Source organism: Marinomonas lutimaris (assembly GCF_019426345.1).
Classification (GTDB): domain Bacteria; phylum Pseudomonadota; class Gammaproteobacteria; order Pseudomonadales; family Marinomonadaceae; genus Marinomonas; species Marinomonas lutimaris.
The window spans coordinates 19,568-28,591 of record NZ_JAHLLW010000031.1 but is presented as its reverse complement, the minus strand read 5'-3'; the positions used below and the strand labels follow the sequence as shown (position 1 = coordinate 28,591).

10 protein-coding genes are annotated in these 9,024 nt (G+C 42.5%); 1 reads left to right on the top strand and 9 read right to left on the bottom strand.

Annotated features, from left to right (window positions below; translation table 11 throughout):
- Window positions 1–114 precede the first annotated feature (114 nt).
- The 4 genes from KPL72_RS20215 to KPL72_RS20200 all read right to left on the bottom strand — a co-directional run bounded on the left by KPL72_RS20215 (window position 115) and on the right by KPL72_RS20200 (window position 2,007).
- Entirely contained in the window at window positions 115–423 is a 309-nt protein-coding gene (locus tag KPL72_RS20215) for a nucleotidyltransferase domain-containing protein (protein ID WP_249422371.1), read from the bottom strand.
- Window positions 416–859, bottom strand: coding sequence for a nucleotidyltransferase substrate binding protein (locus KPL72_RS20210; RefSeq protein ID WP_219704246.1), 444 nt, complete (start codon window positions 857–859; stop codon window positions 416–418). The genes KPL72_RS20215 and KPL72_RS20210 overlap by 8 nt, the downstream gene beginning before the upstream one ends.
- Window positions 860–1,249: 390 nt before the next feature.
- Window positions 1,250–1,720: a hypothetical protein gene (locus KPL72_RS20205; RefSeq protein ID WP_219704245.1), complete on the bottom strand. Its 471-nt coding sequence runs from the start codon at window positions 1,718–1,720 to the stop codon at window positions 1,250–1,252.
- On the bottom strand, window positions 1,708–2,007 hold the full coding sequence (locus KPL72_RS20200) for a nucleotidyltransferase domain-containing protein (protein WP_219704244.1): 300 nt from the start codon (window positions 2,005–2,007) through the stop codon (window positions 1,708–1,710). Before KPL72_RS20200 ends, KPL72_RS20205 begins: the two co-directional genes overlap by 13 nt.
- 88 nt (window positions 2,008–2,095) lie before the next feature.
- Here KPL72_RS20200 and KPL72_RS20195 point away from each other — a divergent pair, with 88 nt between their 5' ends.
- Window positions 2,096–3,118, top strand: coding sequence for a T6SS phospholipase effector Tle1-like catalytic domain-containing protein (locus tag KPL72_RS20195; RefSeq protein ID WP_219704243.1), 1,023 nt, complete (start codon window positions 2,096–2,098; stop codon window positions 3,116–3,118).
- 145 nt (window positions 3,119–3,263) lie between these two features.
- On the opposite strand, the gene galE is transcribed toward KPL72_RS20195, so the two are convergent.
- The 5 genes from galE to KPL72_RS20170 all read right to left on the bottom strand — a co-directional run bounded on the left by galE (window position 3,264) and on the right by KPL72_RS20170 (window position 8,973).
- Complete coding sequence (galE, locus tag KPL72_RS20190; RefSeq protein WP_219704242.1) at window positions 3,264–4,277, bottom strand: UDP-glucose 4-epimerase GalE; 1,014 nt, start codon at window positions 4,275–4,277, stop codon at window positions 3,264–3,266.
- 202 nt (window positions 4,278–4,479) lie between these two features.
- Window positions 4,480–6,456, bottom strand: a complete 1,977-nt coding sequence (locus KPL72_RS20185; RefSeq protein ID WP_219704241.1) for a polysaccharide biosynthesis protein — start codon at window positions 6,454–6,456, stop codon at window positions 4,480–4,482.
- 232 nt (window positions 6,457–6,688) lie between these two features.
- A complete protein-coding gene (locus KPL72_RS20180; RefSeq protein ID WP_219704240.1) occupies window positions 6,689–7,240 on the bottom strand; it encodes a sugar transferase in 552 nt (183 codons plus the stop codon).
- An 18-nt stretch (window positions 7,241–7,258) separates the two neighbouring features.
- A complete protein-coding gene (locus tag KPL72_RS20175) occupies window positions 7,259–8,146 on the bottom strand; it encodes an NAD-dependent epimerase/dehydratase family protein (RefSeq protein ID WP_249422370.1) in 888 nt (295 codons plus the stop codon).
- A complete protein-coding gene (locus KPL72_RS20170; RefSeq protein ID WP_219704239.1) occupies window positions 8,143–8,973 on the bottom strand; it encodes a glycosyltransferase in 831 nt (276 codons plus the stop codon). Before KPL72_RS20170 ends, KPL72_RS20175 begins: the two co-directional genes overlap by 4 nt.
- Window positions 8,974–9,024: the final 51 nt, after the last annotated feature.

Genomic DNA, 9,024 nt, shown 5'->3' with positions numbered 1-9,024 from the left:
CGGTCGTACCTCCCTCATCCGGCCTACAAAACCATAACTTATACACCAACCCGTAAGCCTGATGAGCCGAGACACGAGGCGCTTACTTACAAAAAACCGTGACGCGCAAAGCGGTTACTTCTTACTATAAAAAACCTGCCCAACACGCTCAATATGCTCAACCAAATTGCTGTTTTCTAGATGGTTAAAAATCGACATATCAATTTTGTAAGGCAACAGCAAATCATCCAAGGCATTTTCAACCTCTGTGAAAGTAGACCAGTCCAAATCGCCCACAATCGTTAAATCAATGTCAGAGCTAGGACGAAAGTTACCTTTCGCTCTAGAACCATACAAAACCACAGTCTTAATCTCAGGGTATAACTGAAAAACGCTATGAATACGTTCACATTCACTACGGCTAAGGCCTATTCCCTCACACATCATCATTTTCCATTGAATAACGCGCGTCATCAGCTAACTGCTGGAATTTGCACCGAAACTCAATAAATAAACCAGCATAAACAAGCCGTAACTGCGCGAGTATCTGATTAGCAGTTTCTTCATTATAAGTATGAACTGTACGATTTCGGTCTTGCAACATCGACAGCCAAGCCCCACCGTCCACGATAAGATCACGCTTAAACGCCTCACGAATCGCGTCTCGTGACCCTGAAAGTGACTCAATACCCTGCCACACCAAATAATCTCTTAATACATTCCACGCCAATTCATACGTAAACTCAAACGCTTGAATAGTCCCCTGCTTTTCAAGATTGCTGAGTGGTCGCTCAGCCATTAAATTTAAAGCATCAGCAAGTTGATTATGCGCAAATGTAAAATGTTCGAAACGCTGCAACCAACGAATATCAACACTCATAAAAAAACCTTATTTAATATAAAAAAACAAAACACTCAGCAATTCGGCATCACAATNATTAAATTTAAAGCATCAGCAAGTTGATTATGCGCAAATGTAAAATGTTCGAAACGCTGCAACCAACGAATATCAACACTCATAAAAAAACCTTATTTAATATAAAAAAACAAAACACTCAGCAATTCGGCATCACAATCCAACGCCGGATAACGGTCGTACCTCCCTCATCCGGCCTACAAAACCATAACTTACCCCCCCCCCCCGCAACCCGACATCAACCACCCGTAGGCCGGATGAGACGAGGCACGAGGCGTTATCCGGCGATAAAGAATGAATCGAGGAACGAAGATGTAATCCGGCACAAAACCACTAATACCAACCAAACGCCAACTATTTTCTACTAAAATAGGCTTCTTTCAGGCCCAAATAAACCGATTCAAGCAATGTCTTTGAGTCAAAAATTGCATTCAGCGCCTGTGCCGCCAACTCAGGCGCATCATCATACTGATGAGCAATTTCATTACGCACTTCCCGCAGCATTTGCCATTGTGTCGATGACTCGATCAAATGTAGCTTCTCAAGCTTTGATAAAATATCCACAAAGGGCACACCTTCCACATCCTCCTGTAAAAAGAGCAAAATGGATTTAAACAAACGCAGCCCAATCGCATCTTGCAACTTGGCAAAACGAAATAAAAACTGATCAATATGCTCGATCTCATCTTCCGTCAACGCACTGTAACCAACCGAGGTTAATGGCAACACCGCCGCTAACTTGGCTTTTGCCGAATTCATGCGTAAGACATGTTTATCACATTCAGTAAATAAGCGCTCAAGCCGCTCTCGCATCATCTCTTGCATAACAACACCCCCGAACGTATCACCTCTTGTCGAAAACTATCCGGCACTCTAGGCTCAATCAAAACATCAACCTTTTGCTCACCGATAACCTGTTTCAACGTCACTAAAAAATCAATTTTCTTTGCAAAGACATCCTCGAACAACTGAGAAGGCCGTATATACAAATCAATATCCCCACCTTTTTTCGCATCATCAACACGACTACCGAAAAGAAACACTTCCCCAGTATCAAAAACAGATGCAAACGCCGTCTCAATCGCACCAACCTCTTGCCGAGTCAATCGCATACACCCTCCAGAATAAATCGAACAAAAACCATGTTATGCTAACCCCAGCCATCAGGAAGATGGCTTTTAACACAACAAGGAGACATGTATGTCGATGTTATTTTTTCATTTCGATGGCACAGACAATAGCCCAAATGATGCTTGCGCACCAGAACACAGCATTTCAAGCATCACCAACGTATTAAAATCCCATTTATTATTGGGCGGCCGCGTTAAAAACCACGTAGACATCACACCCACATGTTTACCATATCGCAGCTTCTACTACGCAGGTATTGGAACCTATGGCAGCTGGCTAGAGCAAAAAATAAACGCGGCCTTTGCCATCGAATCTGGCCATGCAGCCAATATTTTAAATCGTGCGATAAACGACTTTAAAAACCATTATAATCAATCGATTCGCCACATTGTCTTAATTGGCTTCAGTCGAGGTGCCGCATTAGCCAGACGCTTTGCCGCGCTGATTACTCCGCTTATTGATCGCTCTATCATTATAGAAGCGGTCATCGATACCGTAGCTTCTATTGGCTGGCCAAACCTAGATTTAACAAAACGCCCACAAACAGAGGTCGTATTTGAACATGGAAACACACTACCAGAAGGCGTTCATCGTGCACTACACCTAGTCGCACTAGACGAGCAACGCATAGCCTTTCGCCCAACTCTTATCAACCAAGATGGACGCGCACTGGAAATATGGCTATCAGGAGTACATTCAGACATTGGCGGCGGATACCGCAAAGATGGCATAGGAGACATCGCCTTGCGAGTCCTAATAAACTGGATAGAACAACAAACCAAACAAAACTGCTATCACGCAACGCGCTTAGCCAAAACACAACCGCCCCATTGGCAGCCACTGCTCACCATAGAACCCAAGCACCTAGGCAAAATACACTACCAACAACGTCGTCTAAATACTTGGCGAAACCTAACCCTCGCACCACGACACTGCTGTGTACTGAAAAACGACCAACCCAACCACACACTGTCGCCCCACTGGCACCACAGCGTTACGCAGCGCATCCGCAGCAATATCGGTTACTTCCCTATAGCCCACTGTCCAACACCCGCGACACTCTGGCAATACAAACACTCACCTCACCCGTAGGCCGGAGGCACGACCGTTATCCGGCTTACTCTGGTACTCCCCCAACCACCCGTAGGCCGGATGAGGAAGGCACGACCGTTATCCGGCAATGAAGGATGAGCCGAGGCACGAGGCGTGATCTGACGCACGCGGCATAACCAGACTTTTATTCATCAAACCCATTCGGATTATTAGACTGCCAACGCCACGTATCTTCACACATACGTGCTAAATCAAACTCCGCCTGCCAGCCCAAAAACGTCTTAGCCAAACTAGGGTCTGCATAACACTCCGCAATATCACCAGGACGACGCTCGACCACTTTATAAGCAACGTTTTTATTAGACACAGCCTCAAAAGCGTTAACCATTTCCAACACAGAATAACCGTTACCAGTACCTAGGTTTACTACAAAATGCCCAGCCTTCGCCAAGACTTTTTCTAATGCACACACATGACCACGCGCCAAATCCACCACATGAATATAATCACGAACCCCAGTGCCATCGACCGTATCGTAATCATCACCAAATACACTCAAACACGGTAACTTACCCACCGCCACTTGACTGACAAATGGCATCAAATTATTCGGAATACCTTTTGGGTCTTCGCCAATCAAACCCGACTCATGAGCACCAATCGGATTAAAATAACGCAAGGTCGCAATATTCCATGCGGCATTCGCCTTTGCCACATCCGTCAGAATACCTTCTACCATTAACTTACTGGCACCATAAGGATTCGACGTAGAAGTCGGAAAATCCTCACGAATCGGCACAGACTTAGGCAAACCATAAACCGTCGCAGACGAACTAAATATCAGATTTCGCAATCCTGCTCGTTCCATCGCCTTAATCAAATTCAGCGTACCCGAGACATTATTCTCGTAATACCAAAGCGGTTTTTGCACCGACTCCCCCACCGCCTTCAACCCAGCAAAATGCATAACCGCCGCAAACGAATACTGCGCAAACACACGATCCAAAAAAACCGAATCCAGAATATCCCCTTCCATAAACAAAGGGCGCTTGCCCGTGATAGCCTCAATACGGTCTAACACCACCAACTTACTGTTCAACAAATTATCGATGATAACCGGCTCAAAACCCGCCTTAATCAACTCAATACACGTATGCGAACCAATATAACCCGCACCACCTGTTACCAAAACAAACATCCTTCCCCCTAAAAAATCAGAAATGAAAATCCATTCAACCATTATCACCCGTAGATCAGATGAGCCGAGGCACAAGGCGCTTATCTGAAAACAATAGCGGCAATGAAGAACGAAACAAGCCACGAGGCGTTATCCGACATCACAATCATCACACAACCCAACGCCGGATAATGGTCGTACCTCCCTCATCCGGCCTACAAGACTACAAAACTTGCTTTTTCATAGGCACAACATTTGAATCTTCGCTTTGTTGATCTAACGCTTGTTTCGCATTCCACACCAAATCGCCAATACCATCGGTGGGCGAAAAATCGGTTGGGGCAGTAATCAATATCTCGCGCACTGTTTCATGATCAAAATCGTGACAGGCTTTATCTAGCTGCTCCATAGTGGATTCAAAATCACACAAGGATAAAAACCGCTCATTGGCGGTCATAATGCGCTTATGCTGGGTTTCTTGAACATTATCGCCAATCAACAACTCTTCAAAAAGCTTCTCGCCAGGGCGCAACCCGGTAAACTGAATTTCAATATCGCCATTCGGGTTTTCAGGGGACTTCACTTCCAAACCAGACAAACGAATCAAATTCTTCGCTAAATCAACAATCTTAACGGGTTCCCCCATATCCAATACAAACACATCCCCACCCTTGCCCATAGCACCGGCTTGAATAACCAACTGAGCCGCTTCAGGGATGGTCATGAAGTAACGAATAATATCTGGGTGTGTCACCGTAATAGGCTGGTTTTCAAGAATTTGTTTTTTAAAGACAGGAATAACAGAACCAGACGAACCAAGCACATTACCAAAACGTACCATACAGAAACGGGTGAATTTTTCTTGCTTGGCGGCTTTGTTTGCTTCCGCTTCAGCCAAGGCTTGCAAACCTAACTCTGCCATGCGTTTGGTTGCACCCATGACGTTAGTAGGTCGCACCGCTTTATCAGTGGAAATTAGTACAAAAGACTCTACGCCACTCTCAATCGCCGCTTTGGCACAATAATAAGTACCAAAGGCATTGTTACGTACCCCTTCTACCACATTGTATTCCACCAAAGGCACATGCTTGTAAGCAGCCGCGTGGTAAACCGTATGAACCCCAAACGCTTTCATAGTCGATGCCAATCGATTAATGCGCTGTACCGATCCAATCAGAGGAACAATTTTAACGTTAAAAGACTCCTGCTGAATAATCTCAGTCAGCTCTTTATCAATCTGATACACGGCGTATTCAGACACATCAAATACAATCAAGGTACTAGGCTGCTGCGCTATAATCTGACGACACAACTCAGAACCTATTGAACCACCCGCTCCAGTCACCATAACCACTTTACCGGAGATGTTGGCCTGCATTAACGAAGCAACAGGTTCTACCACATCCCGACCTAGCAAGTCATCGACAGCCACATCCTGTAACTCGCTAACCTTAGCTTTACCAGTCACAATGTCATTGAAGTCCGGTACAGTAAGTACCTCCACTGGAAAAGGCATGAGTTGCTCAATTACTTGCTTACGTTCAGAACGACTTGCCTTAGGAATAGCCAACAACACTTTTTCGATGTTGTATTTCTCTATTAACACACTGACTTTATCGACATTATAAACAGGCACACCCTGAATAATCGTATTAGCCAAAGACTCATCACGATCGATAAAACCCTTCACACGATAACTGGATGCCTGACGAAGCGCCAAAGTCAGCTGTCGACCAGTGGACCCAGCACCAAAAACCAATACAGATTCAGAGCCTTTTTGTGGAGCCTGCGTCAATAAACCACGAATCAAAACCCGAGAACCACCACACATCATGACCAAAAAAGGAAAATAAATAATCGGCACAGTACGTGGAATATTCGCCTCAAAGAAATACGCCAAAGACGTAATGCTCAATGCAGAAATAGCGGCACCGACTAAAATTGCACTAAAAGCATGAAAGGTTAAATAACGCAGAATCGCCCGATATAAACCAAGCTTTACATTCACCAACAGAGTAACCGCTATAGTACTAGCGACAACCAACCAAATAGCATGACCTTCAAATCCACTAAACTCACCCAAACGAGCCCAGTAGGCAAAAACAAAAGCAAGATAAACAAAAACAGAATCAACCGCCAAACTAATAAGGCGCTTATAAAAACGAGGAAGAGACCAAAGGAAATCAAACTTTTTTATCATCACGTACACCTATATGTACTAAAACTAAACATCATGTAATGTAACTATCCATTTAAAAACACACCCCGTAGGCCGGATGAATCGAGGAACGAAGATATAATCCGGCGAATTCCCATCCCTTACACTTCCAAGGGGAGAGCTAGGGAGGGGTCATAACTTAACTACAAACACATAAAAACATTCTACACCAATATTGCAAACAATATGCATGTAAGGTTTGCGAAAATCATGACTACCTCTTAACTCTATCCCCAGAACCGCTACCTGTTACTGTCTTGATGATATAAACGAAGTAAGTTTTCAAAGACATATCTCGAATCATCTTAGCATCGGTTTCCGCCAGTAATTCAGGGGTAGACATATCAATATCCGAAATTTGCGCCAACCCAGTAATACCAGGTCGCACGGCAAACACGCCTTTTACATCACGCGCTTGCGTCAATTCTGTTTGATTAAACAACCCTGGACGAGGACCAACCAAACTCATTTCGCCTTTCAACACATTCCAAAGCTGCGGCAATTCATCCAGTTTGGTCTTACGTAAAAAACCACCCAAAGGCGTAATAGAACTAGTAGAGGCCAAATGACTCGCCACCGACACCGTATCCACCGACATAGTGCGGAACTTCACCAACACAAACGGTTTTTTATTATGCCCAACGCGCTCTTGACGAAAGATAGGTGAACCTGTGTCAAATAAGCCAATCAGATAAATCACCAACAACACAGGAGAGCCACACACCAAGCCCAACAAAGAAAACAGCAAATCCAATAACCTAATCATTTCATTCAATCCAATTTTTTAATCTTTTTTCTTCGCTGCTAAGGCAAAACCATACTCAACAGAATAAGGCGGGGCCCAGTCTAACGTATTTTTCGTATGGTCAATGTCCAGTTGCAAAGACCCAACCAAACGATCGACCACGGCCTCTTTTTTGAACAGTTTACCCGCTAATTTAAAACACCACACAGGCACAGGAAGCGACAGATTTGCTTTGCCTTGAGCTTTAGCCATCAAAGCGACCATACGAGCGGTCGACATATCATCGTCATCGGACACTAAAAAAACTTGATTCGCCGCCTTAGGATGATCAATACAGACCTTAATCAAATCCACCAAATTATACACAGATACCAAGCTACGTTTATTCTGCTTAATCGCTCGAAACGGCAAAGGAAAACCTTTACCAACCAGTTTCATTAAAGAGGCAAAATTGGCTTTTACCCCTTCACCATAAACTAAAGGAGCCCTAATAATAACAAGCTCCGTTTGTGTACCTCTAAAAGAACTCTCTAGTTTTTTTTCAACCATTAACTTTGCCTGAGCCTGAACAGTAGATGGTTTCTCTTCAGAAAACGGTGTTAAGAATTCAGTTTCTGATGTAGCTAACCCTAAAACCTGTACAGTGCTAATGTAAATAAAACGTTTTATCCCTAATTCTATACACATACTGGAAACACAATCAGCTAATATAAGGTCACTTTCTATATAATCTTTTAAACCAGCATTTTCAGTATGTGCAAGACCCGCTAAATGAATAAAACAGTCAATATCGCACACCTCTTCGCCATTTAATACTTGTCGTGAAATAGAGGTGATATCATAATCATTTTTTAGGTTGGATATTAAAACACTACCTATAAAGCCATTCCCACCAGTTACAGCAACTTTTAAATTTGAAAAAATCAATTCGTCCTTCTTAAAATTTTGTATATATGAGTTGTTAATTTATTAGGCAATAGCCTTACTACTAATCGAGGCAACATATATCTTATAGCCTCAAATATTGAGAAATATTTAATATTTACAACTCGTTTTAAAAAAGCAAGCTCACTTTTCAGGTATCTAATTCCCCCTCGACGTTCTCCTATTTGATTTACCCTTACATGCACATGAACATCATCTACATTCATAAACTTCATCCCAGATTGAAGCATTTTTACCCATAAAAAATAATCTTCATGCCAAAGAACATTTTCATAGCCTCCAACTTTTTTTAAGGACGATAACTTAATACATGCTGTTACATGATTCATGGGGTTCCGCAACTTAGAATATTTAAATATATTACTCCTATCTTTTGGTACTATTCTTTTGACACCTAAATCGCCCGGAGTTCGTTTGAACTCTTCTATTTGCGATCCAATAACATCTATTTCAGGATTTTCATCTACAAGAAGATGCAGTTTCTTTAAACGATTTTCAGCACAGATATCGTCACTATCCATTCTTACAATATAATCAAAATCACAAAATAGCGTACCGTAATTCAATGCAACCCCAAGACCTTGATTGAAACTTAACCTAGGGTTCTTAAAATCTATCTCATGTATAAAAAATATTTTCTCATATTCTTTTATAACAAACTCATGTTCTGGTGACACAACACCGTCACAAACCAAAACGATTTGACTGATATACTCATGTTGAATTAATAGACTATCAAGAGCTTCTTTAAAAAAAGGTACACTATCATTGATATAAACAGACATTAGTATTGAAATTTTCACACTCATAAAAACCTTCTATCACTTAAAACAGCGACCATATTAAAAACAACTAAAAAT